The sequence below is a fragment of the Mycobacterium sp. BMJ-28 genome (assembly GCF_054404835.1).
This window is the reverse complement of record NZ_CM136783.1, coordinates 3,026,744-3,044,144: the sequence shown is the minus strand read 5'-3', so window position 1 is coordinate 3,044,144 and position 17,401 is coordinate 3,026,744. Positions and strand designations below refer to the sequence as shown.

Annotated in this window: 25 protein-coding genes and 1 pseudogene; 11 read left to right on the top strand and 15 right to left on the bottom strand. The window is 66.5% G+C overall.

Annotated elements, in window-relative coordinates:
* Window positions 1–5: 5 nt before the first annotated feature.
* Window positions 6–464 (bottom strand): MarR family winged helix-turn-helix transcriptional regulator, encoded by a 459-nt coding sequence (locus ACXPWS_RS15125; protein ID WP_458713197.1) that lies wholly within the window; start codon window positions 462–464, stop codon window positions 6–8.
* A gap of 60 nt (window positions 465–524) precedes the next feature.
* Here ACXPWS_RS15125 and ACXPWS_RS15120 point away from each other — a divergent pair, with 60 nt between their 5' ends.
* Window positions 525–893: a VOC family protein gene (locus tag ACXPWS_RS15120; RefSeq protein ID WP_458713196.1), complete on the top strand. Its 369-nt coding sequence runs from the start codon at window positions 525–527 to the stop codon at window positions 891–893.
* A gap of 22 nt (window positions 894–915) precedes the next feature.
* On the opposite strand, the gene ACXPWS_RS15115 is transcribed toward ACXPWS_RS15120, so the two are convergent.
* From ACXPWS_RS15115 to ACXPWS_RS15085, 7 genes are all read right to left on the bottom strand, one after another.
* Complete coding sequence (locus ACXPWS_RS15115) at window positions 916–1,302, bottom strand: hypothetical protein (RefSeq protein ID WP_458713195.1); 387 nt, start codon at window positions 1,300–1,302, stop codon at window positions 916–918.
* A 64-nt stretch (window positions 1,303–1,366) separates the two neighbouring features.
* The gene (gene rbsD, locus ACXPWS_RS15110) at window positions 1,367–1,759 is read right to left on the bottom strand and encodes a D-ribose pyranase (protein WP_458713194.1); all 393 of its coding nucleotides are present in this window, start codon (window positions 1,757–1,759) and stop codon (window positions 1,367–1,369) included.
* Complete coding sequence (locus ACXPWS_RS15105) at window positions 1,756–2,673, bottom strand: ribokinase (RefSeq protein ID WP_458713193.1); 918 nt, start codon at window positions 2,671–2,673, stop codon at window positions 1,756–1,758. Before ACXPWS_RS15105 ends, rbsD begins: the two co-directional genes overlap by 4 nt.
* On the bottom strand, window positions 2,666–3,451 hold the full coding sequence (locus tag ACXPWS_RS15100; protein ID WP_458713192.1) for an ATP-binding cassette domain-containing protein: 786 nt from the start codon (window positions 3,449–3,451) through the stop codon (window positions 2,666–2,668). The genes ACXPWS_RS15105 and ACXPWS_RS15100 overlap by 8 nt, the downstream gene beginning before the upstream one ends.
* 11 nt (window positions 3,452–3,462) lie before the next feature.
* On the bottom strand, window positions 3,463–4,431 hold the full coding sequence (locus ACXPWS_RS15095) for an ABC transporter permease (RefSeq protein WP_458713191.1): 969 nt from the start codon (window positions 4,429–4,431) through the stop codon (window positions 3,463–3,465).
* Entirely contained in the window at window positions 4,431–5,465 is a 1,035-nt protein-coding gene (locus ACXPWS_RS15090) for a sugar ABC transporter substrate-binding protein (RefSeq protein WP_458713190.1), read from the bottom strand. The genes ACXPWS_RS15095 and ACXPWS_RS15090 overlap by 1 nt, the downstream gene beginning before the upstream one ends.
* A gap of 81 nt (window positions 5,466–5,546) precedes the next feature.
* On the bottom strand, window positions 5,547–6,593 hold the full coding sequence (locus ACXPWS_RS15085; RefSeq protein ID WP_458713189.1) for a LacI family DNA-binding transcriptional regulator: 1,047 nt from the start codon (window positions 6,591–6,593) through the stop codon (window positions 5,547–5,549).
* A gap of 175 nt (window positions 6,594–6,768) precedes the next feature.
* On the opposite strand from ACXPWS_RS15085, the gene ACXPWS_RS15080 reads away from it, so the two are divergent.
* Window positions 6,769–7,206, top strand: coding sequence for a hypothetical protein (locus ACXPWS_RS15080; protein WP_458713188.1), 438 nt, complete (start codon window positions 6,769–6,771; stop codon window positions 7,204–7,206).
* Window positions 7,207–7,213: 7 nt separating this feature from the next.
* On the opposite strand, the gene ACXPWS_RS15075 is transcribed toward ACXPWS_RS15080, so the two are convergent.
* The 3 genes from ACXPWS_RS15075 to ACXPWS_RS15065 form a co-directional block, all read right to left on the bottom strand.
* A complete protein-coding gene (locus ACXPWS_RS15075) occupies window positions 7,214–7,369 on the bottom strand; it encodes a GrpB family protein (protein WP_458713187.1) in 156 nt (51 codons plus the stop codon).
* Window positions 7,366–7,791 (bottom strand): DUF4345 domain-containing protein, encoded by a 426-nt coding sequence (locus ACXPWS_RS15070; protein WP_458713186.1) that lies wholly within the window; start codon window positions 7,789–7,791, stop codon window positions 7,366–7,368. The genes ACXPWS_RS15075 and ACXPWS_RS15070 overlap by 4 nt, the downstream gene beginning before the upstream one ends.
* A 101-nt stretch (window positions 7,792–7,892) precedes the next feature.
* Entirely contained in the window at window positions 7,893–8,549 is a 657-nt protein-coding gene (locus tag ACXPWS_RS15065; RefSeq protein ID WP_458713185.1) for a TetR/AcrR family transcriptional regulator, read from the bottom strand.
* A 75-nt stretch (window positions 8,550–8,624) separates the two neighbouring features.
* Here ACXPWS_RS15065 and ACXPWS_RS15060 point away from each other — a divergent pair, with 75 nt between their 5' ends.
* The 3 genes from ACXPWS_RS15060 to ACXPWS_RS15050 all read left to right on the top strand — a co-directional run bounded on the left by ACXPWS_RS15060 (window position 8,625) and on the right by ACXPWS_RS15050 (window position 10,779).
* Entirely contained in the window at window positions 8,625–9,593 is a 969-nt protein-coding gene (locus ACXPWS_RS15060) for a zinc-dependent alcohol dehydrogenase family protein (protein ID WP_458713184.1), read from the top strand.
* Window positions 9,594–9,659: 66 nt separating this feature from the next.
* On the top strand, window positions 9,660–10,280 hold the full coding sequence (locus ACXPWS_RS15055; RefSeq protein WP_458713183.1) for a carbonic anhydrase: 621 nt from the start codon (window positions 9,660–9,662) through the stop codon (window positions 10,278–10,280).
* Window positions 10,281–10,485: 205 nt separating this feature from the next.
* Entirely contained in the window at window positions 10,486–10,779 is a 294-nt protein-coding gene (locus tag ACXPWS_RS15050) for a hypothetical protein (protein WP_458713182.1), read from the top strand.
* A gap of 93 nt (window positions 10,780–10,872) precedes the next feature.
* Here ACXPWS_RS15050 and ACXPWS_RS15045 read toward each other — a convergent pair whose 3' ends face one another.
* Window positions 10,873–11,202: a hypothetical protein gene (locus ACXPWS_RS15045; protein WP_458713181.1), complete on the bottom strand. Its 330-nt coding sequence runs from the start codon at window positions 11,200–11,202 to the stop codon at window positions 10,873–10,875.
* Between the two features lie 42 nt (window positions 11,203–11,244).
* Complete coding sequence (locus ACXPWS_RS15040) at window positions 11,245–12,033, bottom strand: dienelactone hydrolase family protein (protein ID WP_458713180.1); 789 nt, start codon at window positions 12,031–12,033, stop codon at window positions 11,245–11,247.
* Window positions 12,034–12,276: 243 nt separating this feature from the next.
* On the opposite strand from ACXPWS_RS15040, the gene ACXPWS_RS15035 reads away from it, so the two are divergent.
* From ACXPWS_RS15035 to ACXPWS_RS15015, 5 genes are all read left to right on the top strand, one after another.
* Window positions 12,277–12,417 carry a hypothetical protein gene (locus ACXPWS_RS15035; protein WP_458713179.1) on the top strand — a complete coding sequence of 47 codons (141 nt, stop codon included), beginning with the start codon at window positions 12,277–12,279 and terminating at the stop codon, window positions 12,415–12,417.
* A gap of 6 nt (window positions 12,418–12,423) precedes the next feature.
* On the top strand, window positions 12,424–12,723 hold the full coding sequence (locus ACXPWS_RS15030; protein WP_458713178.1) for a thiamine-binding protein: 300 nt from the start codon (window positions 12,424–12,426) through the stop codon (window positions 12,721–12,723).
* A gap of 12 nt (window positions 12,724–12,735) precedes the next feature.
* A complete protein-coding gene (locus ACXPWS_RS15025) occupies window positions 12,736–13,341 on the top strand; it encodes a class I SAM-dependent methyltransferase (RefSeq protein WP_458713177.1) in 606 nt (201 codons plus the stop codon).
* Between the two features lie 129 nt (window positions 13,342–13,470).
* Entirely contained in the window at window positions 13,471–14,385 is a 915-nt protein-coding gene (locus ACXPWS_RS15020; RefSeq protein ID WP_458713176.1) for an MBL fold metallo-hydrolase, read from the top strand.
* Window positions 14,386–14,438: 53 nt separating this feature from the next.
* A complete protein-coding gene (locus ACXPWS_RS15015; RefSeq protein WP_458713175.1) occupies window positions 14,439–14,750 on the top strand; it encodes a hypothetical protein in 312 nt (103 codons plus the stop codon).
* Window positions 14,751–14,872: 122 nt separating this feature from the next.
* Here the strand turns inward: ACXPWS_RS15015 and ACXPWS_RS15010 are convergent.
* Both ACXPWS_RS15010 and ACXPWS_RS15005 read right to left on the bottom strand, forming a co-directional pair.
* Window positions 14,873–15,474: pseudogene (locus ACXPWS_RS15010) on the bottom strand (HAD-IA family hydrolase).
* A 9-nt stretch (window positions 15,475–15,483) separates the two neighbouring features.
* Window positions 15,484–16,080: a TetR/AcrR family transcriptional regulator gene (locus ACXPWS_RS15005; RefSeq protein ID WP_458713174.1), complete on the bottom strand. Its 597-nt coding sequence runs from the start codon at window positions 16,078–16,080 to the stop codon at window positions 15,484–15,486.
* A gap of 90 nt (window positions 16,081–16,170) precedes the next feature.
* Between ACXPWS_RS15005 and ACXPWS_RS15000 the strand changes: the two genes are divergently transcribed.
* Entirely contained in the window at window positions 16,171–17,400 is a 1,230-nt protein-coding gene (locus ACXPWS_RS15000; protein ID WP_458713173.1) for an FAD-dependent monooxygenase, read from the top strand.
* Window position 17,401: the final 1 nt, after the last annotated feature.

Below are 17,401 nucleotides of genomic sequence, written 5' to 3'. Positions count from 1 at the left end.
TTGCGCTACCCGCCGTACGCGCCATCGCGCAGAGCGTGGACCATGCTCTGCAGGACCCGAAACGCGCACGCCTGCTCGGTCTCGGTCAGCCCGGCCAGCATCTTGACCTCGACTGACCGGACCGCCTTGGTCGCCTTCTCCAGGCTCCGTTTCCCGCGCGGCGTGAGCCGGGCGGGAAGCACCTTGCCTACGGGGGCCTCCGCCGGCCGGCTCACGTAACCGTCTCGCTCCAGAGCCTGCAGCAGGACGTTCATCGATTGCCGTGTCACGAACGCGCCCCGCGCGAGTTCGGAGTTCGACAAGCCCGGCCGCTGCGCCAGCAGCTCCAGACAGGAGTAGTGCGTCACGGTCATCCCGAGCGGCCGCAACACCTCCTCCATGGCAGCCCGCAGTGCGCTCGATGCCTCTTTGAGCAGGTAGCCCAGCGAGGTCTCCAGGTCGATGCCGTTACCGTCTTGACTCATGTCAGTATTCTGACATACTTCCCTGTGTCAGAAAACTGACATAAAAGAAGGAGCACAGTCATGCCCGCCACGGGTCCCGATTTCATCTCACTGCAAGCACGTGACCTAGACGCCTCGCAGGCGTTCTACGAGCGCTACCTCGGTCTCGTCCGTTCGCAGACTGGACCTCCGCATGCCGTCGTCTTCGAGACGAGGCCGATCACCTTCGCACTCCGCGACGTCATTCCCGGTACCGATCTCGCATCCGTTACCCAGCCGGGCGTCGGTGCCGCGATCTGGCTGCACGCCACCGATGTCCAGGCCATCCACGATGCTCTCGTCGCCGACGGGCATACCGTCGTCTCCGGCCCGGTCGACGGTCCGTTCGGTCGGACGTTCACCTTCGCAGACCCCGACGGCTACCACGTCACGCTGCACGACCGCGGCTGATCGGGACGATGCCGCTGCCCGATCAGGGATGGGTCAGCCCGGGTAAGCAGTTGACGAACAAGATGCACGGGGGCGGTGGCGGTGCCGGCGGGCCCGGGGGGTTGCCCTGGATCAGAATCGGTTTGGTGAGTGGAGCGTTCGGGTCGAAATAGAATGTATGGCAGACATTCATGTCCCAGCCGGGTATTCCGCTCATCCCGGAAGCCGGGCACCAAAGCTGACCGCATTCACCGTTGGCATTGCAGGTCGGTGGCCCCTCGGGCGGAGCACACGGTGCGACATTGGCATTCGCCGGTGAACACTGCGGGGCCGCCTGCGCGGTACTCCCGGCCAGTCCCGCGGCTGCGGCAGTCAGGCCACCGGACATGAACGCGGCGGCTGCGGCCGCGGCGACCAAAGCTCTACTCATACCTGACACGTTGCGCCGGCTGCCTTGGGGGATTCTTGGAGCGGTGACCGATATGACGTTCCGCTCAGCCGAAGGCGACGCCCGCCCGGCACAGCACATTGGCGAAAAACGTGTCCTCGCCGGTGCGCACGGCGAACGCGACGTCGCGCACCTGCCCCTTGAAGAGATCGTGATCGATCGGTTCGGGGCGCAGACCGAGCTTCCCGAGGTGGCGGTGAACGTCTGGACTGACGGTCAGCACGTCCCGGGAAACCCAGCTGTGCTCGACCACCACTTCGTCCAGCACCGCCGTCGTCACGTCGGCGAACGAGGCCTGACCGTAGCGGTAACCCAAGTCCACGCACGGTGTGGTGGGCGCGAGCGGCAGCCCGGCGTCGCAGATGACAAAGGTATCGGTGTGTCGCAGAGCGGCGATACGCCGGGCCAGCTCGGCGTGAATGATGCCGGTGCGCTTCATGACTCGAACTCCTCGATCGCATGGGTCAGTGTGGGCAGATCTGGATAGGACTCTTGGGCGCCGAGCCCACGCACCGCCAGTGAGCCCGCGACGATGCCCCACCGGCAGGCCGCGACCAACGGCTCCCCCAGACTCAGGCGCGCAACGACGACACCGACGAACGCGTCGCCGGCGCCGGTGGTGTCGACGACGCCCGACGGTATCGCCGGCAGCATGGTGGTGTGACCGGTCTCGTCGGTGACCACCGCACCCGCCGCACCACGCGTCGTGACAACCGCCCCGACCCCGCGCTGCCGGAGCTTCGCGTGGGCGGCGACGATGCCCTCGTCGTCGGCGGTGGCCGTGGTGTCGGCGACGGCGGCAAGTTCGTGCTCGTTGACGACCAGGACATCGCACCGGGCCAACAGTTGATCGGGCAGGGCCGCTGCCGGTGCCGCGTTGAGGACGAACGTACCGGCACTCCGTTCGGCGACTTCACAGACGACATCCAGGGGAATCTCCAACTGGCACACCACGATCGCAGCGTCAGCAACGATCAGCGGCAGGGCGTCAGGTGCCCAGCAGGCGTTCGCGCCAGGCACGACGATGATCGTGTTGTCTCCCTCGGCCACGGTGATCCATGCCGTGCCGGTGGGCTCCGAAGGCCACACCGCGACGTGTGTGGTATGCACCCCGTGCTCGGTCAGCCGTGCCCTGGCATTGGCGCCGTCCACGTCGTCACCGGTGCTCGCCACCATCGTCACCGACGCGCCCGCCAATGCGGCGGCGACGGCCTGATTGGCCCCCTTCCCGCCGATCGACGACGCGATCGACGTTCCCGCCACGGTCTCTCCCGGCGCGGGAAACCTTGTCGCGGTGACGACGTGATCAACATTGACAGAGCCCACCACGACGATCTGCGCCGGTTCAGGCATCGCCATCGCCTGCGACAGCGCCGGTGATGAGCCCGACCAGTTCCCCACCGGTGGTCTCGGTCATCTTGCGGTGCGCCGCCGTGCGGCCCCGTCTCAGCACCCACGCCGAATCGGCCACCCGCATCACCTGATCCATATCGTGGCTGACCAGAAGGACGGTGACGCCGTTCGCGCGCAACCGTGCGATCAGCTTCTCGACCGCCGCGGTTTCGCGCACGCCCAGAGCGGCGGTCGGCTCATCCATGATGACCAGCGTCGTGCCCCAGTTGGCTGCCCGAGCGATGGCCACACTTTGACGTTGTCCCCCCGACATGCGCCGCACGGTGGCGCGGACGTCGGGCACGTTCACGTCGAGGTCCGCGAGGATCGTCACGCTCTTGGCGATCATCTGCTTCTTGTCCAGCACCCGCAGGGGCACGACCCCGCGGGTGAGCTCCCGGTTCAGAAACAAGTTCTGCCACACCTGGAGATCCTCGATGAGCCCGAGGTCTTGGAACACCGTCTCGATACCGAGATGGCGTGCGTCGTCGGGTGATCCGAGAGTGATGGGCTCACCCCGAAAGCGAATCTCGCCCTGGTCCGGGGCATGCACCCCGGTCAGGCAACGCACCAAGGTCGACTTACCGGCGCCGTTGTCCCCGAGAAGCGCGGTGACGGTGCCCTGTGTGATGGTCAGGTCGATGCCCTGCAGCGCGCGTACGGCGTCGAAAGACTTGGTCAATCCGCGGATTTCGACCAGCGCCGGTTTACCCTCGCGTCGTTCGGTGACGTCACTCATGACGGAGGTCCTCATTTCTGGAATCGGGAGATGAACGCCGCACCGAGCACGACGGCGCCGACGGCCACCGGCTGGTAATTCTGTGAGATGCCGATCAGTGTGAAGCCGTTGATGAGGCTGGTCAGCAGTACCGCGCCGACGGCCGAACCGAGCACCGACGCACGGCCACCGAACAGACTCGAGCCGCCGAGGACGACCGCGGCGATCGAGGACAGCAGCAGATCGGTTTGCAGGCTGGGGTCCGCCCCGCCGGTGCGGGCAACCAGCAAGATCCCGGCGACACCGCAGGCCAGACCGGACAAAACGTAGGCCAGCAGCCGCGTCCGGGTGACGTGGATACCCGTCCCGCGCGCAGCGTCCAGGTTTCCGCCGGTGGCCAGCAGATGGGTGCCGGTCTTGGTCTGGAACAACAGGAACGCCGTGAGGAGGGCGACGACGATGGCGACGAGCCAGAACCATCGCACCGGGCCGATGCCGTCGAGCGCGAGGCTCTGCAACACCGGCGACGACACCGCAACGGTATTGCCTCCGGTCAGCAGCAAAGTCGCGCCGCTGACTACCGACAGCGTGCCGAGTGTGACGATGAAGTCGGTCATGTTGAGCCGGGCCACGAGCAACCCGTTGACGAGGCCGACAGCCACCCCCGCCACGAGCGCGAGCAGCATCGACACCCCGAGATTGACACCGTGCGTGCTGGCGAATCCGAGAATCGCCGCGGTCCACGGAAGGTTCGACCCCACCGACAGATCAATGCCGGCGACGGCGATGACCAACTGCTGTCCCATCGCCAGCACCATCAGGATCGACGCCGAGACCAACAGGTCGGTGAGATTGGCGACGGTCAGAAAGTTCGGTGTGGCGATGAAGAATACGACGAAGACCACGGCCAGCCCGATGGGCGCGGCGTAGCGCGCCGCACCCCCGACCGTGAACTTCGGCCGACGCACCGCCTGCGTCGGGACCAGGGTTGCGGCTGTCATCACTTCCCGCCCGTGATCGGGTTGTCGTAGGGCTTGAACGGCTGCGGGAAGGCCGAGAGCGCTTGGTCCACGTTCGACTTGTCGATGAGTTGGATCGGCGCGACGACACGCTCGGGCACCGGCTTCTTCGCGATCAGGTTCACGCACGCCTGCACAGCCAATTGCCCTTCAGCGTATGGGTATTGGCTGATCGTTCCGGACAACGTGCCGTCCTTGACCGCCTGCAGCGCCGCCGTGATGCCGTCGACGGAGATGATGGAGACCTGTCCGGATTTCCCGGCGTTCTTGACGGCTTGGGCGGCGCCGAGGCCCATGGTGTCGTTGGCGGCGAAGATGCCCGTGATGGTCGGGTGCGCGCGCAGCAGATCCTGGGTGACGGTGAGCGCCAGATTCTGGTCGTAGTCCGCAGGTTGGGTGGCGACGATCTGCAGTTTGCCCTGGGTCGAGTCGGTGAAGCCCTTCAATCGGTTGATGCCGTTCTGTTCCCCGGCGATGCCCTGCAGCACGGCGACGTCGCCATGGCCGCCCATGTCGGCCATCAACGCCTCACCAGCCTGCTGGCCGGCCGAAAGATTGTCCGAGCCGATGAACGACGCGTACGACACGCTCGCCGCCTTCGATGCATCCGTATCGATCTGCGTGTCGAGATTGAGGATGGGAATGCCCTTCTTGGCAACAGGCACCAGCGGTGTGATCACGTTGGTGGCATTGACCGGAACCACCCCGAAGCAGTTGAAGTCTTGCGCTGCGAGCGTCGAGATTTTGGTGTTCTCACCGGATGAATCCGTCTCGGAACTGCCTGCCTGCACGGTGACCTCGACGCCCTGCTTCTTGCCTTCGGCGATGGCGCCGTCACGGAGCGCCGCCCAGTACGGGTTGGTGAAATCCCGTGTGACGATCGCGATGCGCGTGCCGCTGCTCGAATTACCTTCGCTCGGTGTGCGATTGCAGCCCACGGTCGTCAATGCCAGGGTGCCGCACAGCACGGCGGCCAGGGTGACGCGGCACTGCGCCACACCGAAGGGATTGATCATCTTGCTTCCTTTCTCGACGGGGCCTCCACGGTGGAGACCACGGTGTTCAACGAAAACGTTTGTCACACCTGATGGGTGTGGTCATGTGGCCCGCCCTGTCGGCACGGGACCGCAGGAGCCGCGGCGCACCAGCTGGCACGCCGGGTGGGAATTTCGGGCCGGCTGCCCGGCCAGCAGCGCCAGCATCGCGTCGACGGCCGCGGAGGCCATCTCGACGATGGGCTGGGCGATCGCCGTCAACGGCGGGTCGAAGAGGTCGAACCAGGGGGCGTCGTCGAAACCGATCAGGGACACGTCACGGGGAACGAGCAAGCCGGCCGCGCGCAAGCCCTTGAGCGCACCGACTGCCATCAGTCCGTCGGCAGCGAAGATGGCCGTCGGCGGCTGGCGCCGGGCGAGCAACTGGGCGGCCGCCACCGCGCCGCTGTCTTGGCGAAAGTCGCCCTCGGCCACAGTGATCGACCGCCGCGGCACTCCCCTGCTGACCAATGCCCCGACCAGCAGGTCCCTTCGCTCCTGCCCCACCTGGGTCTGCAGCGGCGGCGCGATGATGCCGATTCTCCGGTGCCCGAGGCCGGTGAGGAGCTCGGCCACCTCGTCGAGTGCCACACGCGCGTCGCTGCGCACGATCGGGCATTGGGCCAGATGGCTGGTCGCCGCGTCCCTGGTCGTCAAGGCGACGGGCCGGTCGAGCAGGACCATCCGAGCGCGTGTGGCGCCGGCCTGCCGGAGACCCGGCGTCATCGCCGCAGTGGGGACGACGATCACCCCGTCCACCCGCCGTCCCGCAAGCAGGGCGGCGAGATAGTCGTCCTGTCGCTCGGCGTCTTCGTCGCTGTTGCACAGCACCAGCGAGTACTTGTGCCGGGCGGCGGCCCGCTGGATCTCCCCCGCCAGTTCGGCGAAGAACGGGTTGGCCACGTCGCTGACGATCAGCCCGATGCTCCGGGTCGAGTCCGTGCGCAGCGCTTGCGCACCGACGTGGGGCCGGTATCCCATCTCCTCGGCGATCCGCGCCACCTTTTCCCTGGTGGCCGCCGAGATGCGGGTACTCCCCGACAGCGCCAGGGACACGGTCGCCGCCGTGACTCCGGCCCTGTCGGCGACGTCCTGCATCCTGACCGCCATCGGCACCTCTCTGTTTAATCGATTAAACAGGAAGAGAGTGACACAGGTCTCATCCGTGAGTCAATAGGCCGGAAGCCACGGCAATCGCCATCAAACCGGCCGTTACATGCCGCCATCCCGCAGAGTGGAATCTGTCGCGGTGTCACGTTGTGCTCAGCGGCAACGTCTATACGGCATGAGAAGAATATTCGACCGTAGTGCGCTCTCCGGCTTGGCGGTGGTGGCCGCCGTGACCGGCGGGTGGGCCTATTTCGCACCCCGGTCCTGGTATGACACCTTCCCCGGTATGGGCATGAGTTGGCTACCCCCACTCGGTCCCTACAACGAGCACTTCTGCAAGGACACCGGAGCGATGTTCCTTGCGCTGTTCGTACTGAGTGTGGCGGCGATCGGCTGGCTCGAAAACCGGGCTGTAGTGCGGATCGTGGCGGGTGCCTGGCTGACTTTCAATGTCCTGCACTGGTGGTACCACATGACGATGCTGCACATGTACAGCGCTCGGGACGCGGTGCTCAACGCGATCTTCCTGAGTCTCATGGTCCTCGCGTCGGCGGCCCTGCTGATGCCGAGTCGGGTACCCGACTCGCGGACGCGAGATCTCAGCCGCCGCTGAAGGGCATCTACGTCGGCGCGCTCCGCTGCTGCATCTCAAGTCCGCGCATGGACAGCACCTCGGCCACAAAGTCGGACTTTGCAGCGGTGTAGCCCTCCCGATCATCTCGATATTGCTGAGCGAGAACTGATTTCACATCGGCATAGCGCGCGGAGCGCTTCATTGCCGCGCCTTGCCTGCGACCCGCGACTGCCACAGCAGCACCGCGGGAATGCCGATCAACTCCAGCAGAATTGCCGCGATGATCACCGCGTGCGGACGACCCGTCGCACGCCACGAAAGCAACCGCGCCAACCCTCCGCCGAACACGACGGCCGTCACGCCGCGGACCAGGCCGGTCTGTTGCTCGATACGCGGAATGGTGGACCAGATGATCGGCGCCGAGGCGAACCAGAAAGCGCTCACGAAGCGATACTCGCTGTCGATGGTGGGCTCCACCTGATCCCGCGCGCCCGGCAGCGCTTTCGGTCCTACCAGCATCCCGGTCAAGCCCGATAGAAACGGGATGACCGAGAGCATTCCCAATGTCACCTGCAACGCCCGGCGACCTCCGTCAGTCCTCTGATTCGATGCGTCGATATTCATCGTCTCAGTGAAGCACTACTACGCAGCGTATTCGATAGATGTGCCCGACCTTTTCCCATTGCGTCAAACAAGGTTTGGTCCATCGGGACGTTGCCGGTGCATCAGCGGCGGCGTCGATGGTCGGCAAAGGCGCCATGGACTACGTGCGGAATGAGCCTCGGTGAGGGCGGTAGTTTCCGGCCGGCATCGGGGCGTCGGAACGCATCGATCGCAAGGGCGGCAAAGCGCCGGGCCGCCGCTTCCCGGTCGGAATGCGGCGTCGATGACAGTCCTCGTCCGGCCAACAGGACGAGCACGAGGTCGTCGATGACGAAGTCGCCGCGCAGTTGGCCTGCTACTTTGGCACGCTCGGCCAGTCGCGCGAGCATCCGCAGCAGTGAATTGCGATGGGTGGCCAACGTGTCGATCTGTGGGTTCGCGGACATGAACGCATCGACGAAGCCTTGGTTGCGGCTGTTGAGGATGCAGATCCGTTCGATGACCGAACAGAATCCCCGCCACGGGTCAGCATCGGCGCACCCCTCCTCCACGATGCCTTGACACGCTCTCATTTCGTCCGCGAAGGCAGCCTCGATCAACAACTGCTTCGTCGGGAAGCGTCGATACAGGGTGGCGGGGCCCACCCCCGCCCGGCGCGCGACCTCGCGCATCGTGATGTCAATCCCCTTTTCCGAGAACAGCTGTCGTGCAACTTCGAGGACGCGATGGCGGTTGTGCTGCGCGTCGGAGCGGAGCATGTGAGGCAAACGATCGGTCATGGTTCTCACTTCGCAGAAGTGGACGGATGCGTCCACTAACGTCGCCACGGTACCGCAGACGAGATGGAGGCAACCGTGCGTGCAGTGGTGATTCAGCAGTTCGGAGATCCGAGCGGTCTGGCGGTGGTCGAGGCGCCCTCCCCGGTCCCGGCACCTGGGCAGGTCGTCATCGACACCGAAGCGATCGGAGTGGGCGGTGTCGATGCGGTGATTCGCCGCGGCACCATCACCGGGTACGGCTTCACCGAGGGCATGGTCCCCGGCAGCGAGGTCGCGGGCGTGGTGACCGCGGTCGGCGCCGGCGGCGACCAATCCTGGGTGGGCAAGCGCGTCTGGGCGTTCACCGGCACCGGTGGCGGCTACGTCGAACAGGCGGTGGCCCGCGTCGACGACATCGTCACGTTGCCGGCCGCGCTGTCGCCCACAGACGCGGTGACGCTGGGCGGCTCGGCGACGGTCGCCCACTTCGCGCTGCTGCACGCGCACTTCGCCACCGGCGAGTCGGTGCTCGTACGCGGCGCGGCGGGCAGCATCGGTATCGCCACGGTGGAACTCGCGGCGCGCGGCGGGGCGAGCGCCGTCGCGGTGACGACGTCGTCGCCAGAACGCGGCGGGCGCCTGCGCGAGCTGGGTGCCACGCACGTGCTCGATCGCGCCGGAAACGGCGAATCCACTGCGCCACAGGCCTTCGACGTGATCATCGACATCGCCGGTGGGCCGGCAGTTCCCGCGTTCCTCGACCTTCTCGCGCCGAACGGACGCCTGGTCCTGGCCGGTGTGGTGGCCGGGCTACCGCCTGCGGACTTCGGCACGCGGCTCATCGGTCTGGGCGCATTCCAGCAGTCCCGCTCGTTCGCCACGTTCAGCCTCAACACCGTCCCGCCCGACGCCACGGCCGTGGTCAGGGCCGGGCAGTTCGAGGCGGCGGTGCGCGGTGAACTGCATGCCGTCGTGCACGACGTGCTGCCCCTGGAACACGCTGCCGAAGCGCACCGTCAGATGGACTCCGGTGAAGTGTTCGGGCGGATCGTGCTCACCCCGTGATCTTTCGAGGAATCGCTCTGCTACTCAACCGAATCCTGTGATGCAGCGTCCGGCAGAATGTGCGCCATGCCGACGCCCAGCCCCGCAACCACATGGCGAGCCCTCAAGGCGGGCAACGAGCGATTCGTTCGGGGTGAGCCTGCGCACCCGGGCCAGAGCAGCGAGGACCGCGCCCGGCTGGCGCACACGCAGAAGCCCCATGTGGTGCTGTTCGGATGCTCGGACAGCCGGGTCGCCGCGGAGATCATTTTCGACCAGGGGCTGGGCGACATGTTCGTGGTGCGCACCGCCGGCCACGTCATCGATGCCGCGGTGCTGGGCTCGATCGAATACGCGATCACCGTGCTCGACGTCCCCCTCATCGTGGTACTCGGTCACGACAACTGCGGGGCGGTCAAGGCCGCGCTGGCGGCCATCGAGGACGGCACGATGCCGATCGGATACGTCCGAGAGATCGTCGACCGGGTGACTCCGTCGATCCGGCCCGGACACCTTTCGGGTGTGCGGCAGGTCGACGCGCTGGGTGCCCTGCACGTGGTGGAAACCGTCACACAACTGCGCATCCGCTCGGTCGTGATCGCACAACGCCTCTTGGCGGGCACCTTGGCCATCGCCGCCGCCACCTACCACCTCGCAGACGGCCGGTTGATGTTGCGCGAGCACCTCGGCGACATCGGCGAGGGCTGATCCGTGACCAGGCCCAGCCTTTGCTGTGCGTCGTATATGTGATTCAGAGGGAATACATAGCGGGTAATTAACCTTGCTAATCAAACTGGATGACAGCCATCCGATGTGGGCGCGATTCGCATCGATGTGGGTTCAGCGCCGCAACGGGTGGCCGGATTTCGGCGACAACAAGGGCGTGCCCAGCACGCGAAGGGAGTTGTTCGACATGAGAGCACACAAATTGATGGCCGGCATGGTGATCGCCGGTGGGTTGGCGGCGGCAGCGGTGGGCGTCGGAGCGGGTACGGCCGCGGCGGCACCCGCGTCGGCGACGGGCCCGATTCCGGCCTGGGGTCCCCCGCCGCCTCCGGGACCAGGCTGGGGACATCACGACGACCGCGGGCGCGGCTGGGGTCCGCCCGACCGTGGCTGGCGCAACGAGGGTCCGTGGGGACCGGCCGGCTGGAACGGTGGCTGGCAGCCGCCTGGTGCAGTCTGCCTAGGCGAATGGTGCATCTAGCCGCTCAGATGCACTGAGCTCGCGGCCTTGCGCGCTCGCCGTTCTGCCGCAGCGACAATGCTTTCCGTCGCTGCGGCAGAATCGGGAGCGGATTCAGCGGCCGTGGCCCCCGCCGCCGTGGCCGGCCCCGGCGTTGTAACCGGGCGAGGCCACATCGCCCTCGGTGAGCTGGAAAGGTTGCTCGAACAAGCTCGGGTTGTTCAAGGACGACACCACGTCGTTGACGGAACCCTGTGGAAGGCCCAGCGCGGCTGACGTGTTGTCCGTCGGCGGAACGCATGTCCCGTCCAGCGCGACTTCACCGTTCGAACAGTTCAAGTCGTCGGCGTAGGCGACCGCGGTCGGTACACCGAGCGCTGCGGCCGCCGACAGTGCGCCCGCGGCGAAGGAAAGTCGAACGGCCCGTGTGATTACTGCGCGCATGGCACGCCCCGCATTCTGTGTGTCGGCGAAGTCCGTCGGCGATCAGCGTAGCCCTGGGCGCCCTGGTCCGGCGGGCATCTGGGTGATTGCCCGACCACCGAGGTGACGGGAGAAGAACCGGGCCGAACCGTCGCGCTCGTATTCGGGCACCGAGTAACCGCCGCCTGAGTAGGCGTGCAAGGTCTTCTGCGTGGATGCGAACGCATCGAACAACGCGATTCCGGCGGTGCGGTTGAATTCTTCGTGGTCCCAGGGCATCCGATACTCAACCGGGACGGTGACTGCTTTCGCCGCCTCGATGAGGGCGTCGGACACGAAAACGGCACCGAAGCTCACGGCGGCGATCCGCGGTTCGACCGCCGCCAGCAGCAACCCGGTCACCACACCCAGTGTCACGCCGGCAAAACCGACCTGAGTTCCTGCGCCGAACTCGGGCAGGGCCTGTAGCGCATCCAGGGTTGCCCGCCATTCCGGCACCGCGCGTCCCGCGAGCGACATGGTGTAGTCGATGACGATCGGGGCGATCGGCTCACCCGCCGCGCGGGCCCGGTGGATCTCGTCGGCCCTGCCTTGATCGGACGGATTACGAGGCCGGTCACCGTGACCGGGCGCATCGATGGCGGCGACGGTGAAACCGTGCGTCGTCACAATGTGGATTGCACCGGCTACCAGCCCCGGTGCCTTCTTGTGCATGCCGCCGCTGTGCCCGGCCAGTAACAGCGGTGACCCGGCGGCTCCAGCGGCGGGCGACCAGAGCACGCCGGTGATGTCGTCCAGAATGAAATTGCGTTCGGTGACACCGTTCGACGATGTCTCTGAGGTGAAGTGCATGATGTGGCCTTTCGGGATTGCCTCGGTCAGGCGCTCCCGGCGACATCTGCGCCTATCGGTTGACCTTGAACACGGGTGGGAGCGCCCACATGGGTGCTGCGTTCATGGGTCTCACCTCCTCACCTGATGTCGCGGTCTTGCGCACGCTATCAACGGGAATCGAAGTGCTTCAACTGATTTTCCGGACGGTCGGCAAGGTGCGGGCAACGGAGGTGCGATAGAACTGGAATAGCCAGCCGTCACGTGAGCACCGAGAGGATCCGCATGGTCGCCATTCCCGAGGGTTACGAATCACTGCTTGACCGGCCGTTGACCGAACCGCCGGCGGATGAAGCCGACCCGGTGATCCTGGTGGTGCGCCCGACCGCCTTCGGCAAGCAGTAACCGACCGTGCTCGTCGCATTCAGCGTCAGCCCGTCCGGTGGGGACGACGACGGCAGCGTCAGCGCGGCCGTCGCCGAGGCGGTCAGGGTGGTGCGGGCATCGGGGCTGCCCAACGAGACCAACGCGATGTTCACCAACCTCGAAGGCGACTGGGACGAAGTGATGGCGGTGGTCAAACAAGCCGTCGACGCCGTCGCGGCCGTGTCGTCGCGGGTGAGTCTGGTGCTCAAGGCCGACATCCGGCCCGGCCACGTCGGTCAACTCACCGCCAAGGTGCAACGCATCGAGGACGTGCTGCGGGACTGACATGGTGCATGCATGACACAGCCCGGGTATGACGCGCTCGCCGAGCGCTACGCGGCGATGTTCCCCGGCCCCTACCAGTCGTCGATCGAGCGGCATGCGGTGTCCGCCTTCGTGGACACCGTCCACGAAGGCGGGTCGATTGTCGACGTGGGTTGCGGCGTCGGACATGTGGCCGACGACCTCGCACGCCGTGGGTTCGACGTGATCGGATGCGATCCCAGCCCGGCCATGCTCGGCATCGCCCGCGCAACGTATCCGCACCTGACCTTCGTCGACGATGACGCAGCGCTGTCGCACGTGCACGTTTCGATCGCGGCGATCATCGCGCGGTTCAGCCTGATCCATGTCCCGCCCGATCGGCTGAGCGAGATTCTCCACCTGTGGGCCGCACGTCTGCGGCCGGCAACGCCGGTACTGATCGCCGCGCAGTCATCCGATATACCCGGACCCGCAATCCCTTTCGATCACGCGGTAGCACCGGCCTGGCGCTGGCATCCCGGCGAACTCGGCCGCGTCCTCGCGGCGGCAGGGTTCGCCGAACAGTGGCGGATCGTCAATCGCCCCGGAGGTGCCCACCGCTTTCCGGCGGTGCACCTGCTTGCCGTCGCCGCCCCGTAGTCGGCCGGCCGCTGCTGAGCGCTAACCGTTCGGCGTGACTGGATGAATCGGCCGGGCGCCCGGCGATCTAGCAGAGAGACAGGACATTTAGGTCCTGTCTTCGGGCGTGGCATTCAGGAGGACAACGACATGAGCTTGGACAACATCTCTCGCCTCGGCGGCGTGGCGGCCGATGAGCTGGTTCCGTCGCGTTACGCGGTGCAGGTCGGTGATATCGACGTGCTGGTGATCAGCGATGGCGTGCTGCCGATCACGTCCTCGACATTGGCCACCAATGCCGACTCCGCCGACCTGGCGAGCTGGCTGGACGACAACTTCCTGCCGCCGGAGGTGGTCGACTGGCCGCTGAACGTGGTGGTGGTGCGCAGCGGCGACCAGACGATCCTGGTCGATGCGGGCCTCGGGTTGGAATTCCCGGACTTTCCGCGGGCCGGCCAGACGGTGCAACGCCTGGAAGCCGCCGGTGTCGACCTTGGCTCCGTGACCGATGTGGTGTTGACCCACATGCACATGGACCATGTCGGCGGCTTACTCACCAAGGGCCTCAAGGACCGGCTGCGGCCGGACCTGCGGGTGCACGCGGCCACTGCCGAGGCCGACTTCTGGGCCGCACCCGATTTCTCGCAAACCACCATGCCGCAGCCGATTCCCGACGTACTGCGCAGGGTCGCCACCCAGTTCCTGGACGAATACCGCGGTCAGCTACGGACATTCGAGCAGGAGTACGAGGTGGCACCGGGCGTGCTCATCAGCCGGACCGGCGGCCACACCCCAGGACACAGCATCGTGCGGCTGGATTCTCGAGGCGACCGGCTGACGTTCGCAGGCGATGCGGTATTTGCGCCCGGCTTCGACAACCCGGAGTGGCACAACGGTTTCGAGCATGACCCCGACGAGGCAGCTCGCGTCCGTGTCCGGCTGTTGCGGGAACTGGCGTCGACCGGTGAGTCGTTGGTGGCCACTCACCTGCCGTTCCCATCGGTCTGCCATGTGGCAGTCGCGGGCGACAACTTCCGGTGTGTGCCGGTCTCCTGGGACTACTGACCCGATTTAGATAGCCGGTTTAGCTATGCCGGCGTCCGGGTAAATGCTCGAGCATGAACGCGAAATTTTCGAAGCTCACACCAGTCCTGTTCGCCGGTGTCGCTGCAGCGGGAATCGCAGCCGCACCACTGGCTCTCGCCGAACCGGCGCCGGGTTGTTACAACCCGGACGGCACGCCATGCACTCCCTCCGCAGGCCCGCAGGGTGCCGGCGCCGAGATTCCCGGCGGCCCCGGCGCCCAGGCCGGGGCGGACGGCCACGTGTCGGCTCACGTGCCCGGTGGCCCATGGGCCGAGGCCGGCCCCGGCGGCGGGATCGCATGCGTTCCGGGCGGCCCGTGCCGGACGATCGACCTGCCGGGCTGATCCCGCCACCACGATGTCGGCGCGGGAACGTGCGCTGAGCGCGTGTTCCCGCGCCGAAATCGGTCCGTTGTCCCTTGGCACGACTCGGGCGCAGCCGATGCCAAACAGCCCGGGCCCGAGAATCACTCGATGTCGCCGACCCTGGTGACCACCTGTCCGACGCTGGCGGCCGCGACGTCGTGCGCGAGGGCCGGATCGCCATACTCCATGGGCCGGCTGACGAAGACGGTGCCCAAACCGAGCGCCGCCGCCGCCTCGAGGTCGTAGGGGTGGGCGGCCACCATCGCGGCCTGGTGCGGCGCCACCCCCAGGTACCGCAGGGCTCGTAGGTATACCTCCGGGTCTGGCTTGAACGCGCCGATCAGCTCGGCGGTGAAGATCGCGTCCATGCCGATGTCCAACCGCTTGAACAGCGTGATCATCGTGTTCATGTCGGTATTCGACAGCGTCGCGGTGATCGCGTTCCGGCGAATGTGCGCCAATCCGGAACGGACGTCGGGCCAGGGCTGCAGGCGCTGCCAACTCGACGCGACCATCTCCGCGACGGCAGGGGCCGGCTCGGCCAGCCCGTAGTCCGCACAGACCTCACCGAAACCGGCCGCGTGCCGGCATCCACCTCTGCGATCCGGTTCGTGTCGAGAAATTCGCCGACGGCGCGGCGCACCGGTTCGAAGAAGTCCATCAGCGTGCCCTGGACATCGAAAAGGTAAGCGCGGTAACGCACAGTCCGACCTTACCGGGTGAAGTTCGTTGCCAGCGGCATGAATACGTCGTCGACGATCTCGATGATGGTTTCCGGCGGTACCGCCGCCATCGTCATGAAGAGCTCATGACGAAGCAGGTCGACCGGTAGGGCGGCGATTCGGGCCGACGGTGGCGTGGCGAGCTCGCCACGGCCGATGGCCCGCTCGATGATGGTGTCCATGATGGAAGGCCCGTCCGGGACGAACCACGTGCGAAGTTCTTCCGGTGACCCCTGTGCCTCGTCGTAGTAGGCGCCCAGTCGCGCGGCGATGAGCCCGATGATGCGTGAACGCCGGTCACTGAACTCGGTGAGGATGGCCAGCAAGTCACCGCGCAGGCTGCCGGTGTCCGGTGTCGGCAGCCCATCGACCTCTCCCCTACGGCGGACCACCGCTTGCAGGAGCTCCAGGCGTGAGGGCCAGCGGCGGTACAACACCGACCGGGCGGTGGCGGATCGTTCGGCCACCGCGTCGATGGTGAAACGGTCATAGCCGGCATCGATGAGCTGATCCCAGCCCGCGTCGAGAATCGCGGACTCCAGCACCACTCCGCGCCGCCGTAGCCCGGCAGACTCTTTAGAGGACACTTGCGTATCTTATCGTATCGCGTTACGGTCGGGCCGATAAGCGACAGCCACGTATCTAATCGCAGAGCCCACAACATTGGAGGACCCGTCGTGCCCGCACGTAGCGCCCTGATCTCCGGCGCGAGCATCGCCGGACCCGCGGTCGCCTTCTGGCTGGCGCAGGCCGGTTGGCGGGTGACCGTCGTCGAGCGCGCCGAGCAACTGCGGACGAGTGGATACCCGGTCGACATCCGCGGCACCGCAGTCGAAATCGTCCGCCGGATGGGCCTTTACGAGGAAGTATCGGCGCAGCGCTATCGCCATGTGCCGATCACACTGTTGTCCCCCGGCGGGCACCGGCTGTGCACGCTGGACTACGGGCGGCTATTGAGCGACTCGGGCAGCGGCGATGTCGAGCTCACCCGCGGCGTGCTGAGCGACATCCTCTACCGCGCAAGCGCTGACCGCGTCGAGTACCTCTTCGGCGACTCCATCACCGGCCTGACCCAGACGGCCACCGGCGTGCGGGCCACCTTCGGCCACCGCGCGGCGCAGACATTCGACGTCGTGATCGGAGCAGACGGCATCCACTCCAATGTGCGCCGCCTGACTTTCGGTACCGAATCCCAATTCGTGCACCACCTCGGACCTTACGCGGCGGTGTGGGATCTGCCCGACGGATTATTCACGCCGGGAACGGGTTTCATGTATTCACATCCCGGACGTACGGTGATGGTCGAGCGTCAGGATGCCGGTGCGGCACGGGCGTTCCTGGCCTTCATGCACCCGGCGCCGGGATCGGTGCAACGCCACGAAACCGACGCCATGGTCACCGCTTTGCGTCACGCCTTCGCCGGCGACCGGTGGCGCACCGCCGAGATCATCGCCACCATGACCGGCGCCGACGACGTCTACTTCGACACCGTCAGCCAGGTCCGGATGAGGCACTGGAGCTCCGGGCGGGTCGCCCTCGTCGGTGACGCCGCCTACGCGCCGGCGTTTCTTTCCGGACAGGGCACCAGCATTGCGATCGCCGGTGCCTACATTCTCGCCGGCGAGCTCGCCAGGCACGACCAGCCGGAACAGGCGTTCGCCGAGTACGAGCGCAGACTGCGCGGCTATGTGGAGAAAAACCAGAACCTCGCGTTGCGCAGGGATTCCACGGTCATCTCGCGCACCAGCGCCGCCCTGCGACGACGCAATGTCAAACTGTGCCTGGTGCCATGGTTACACCGACTCGGACTCGCAAACCTCCTGCAAACCCGGCTCCGGTCGGCCGCCACCGACCTCTCGTTGATGCCGCACGACCTGACGCCCGTCACCGCAATCGCGGTGAGCTGAC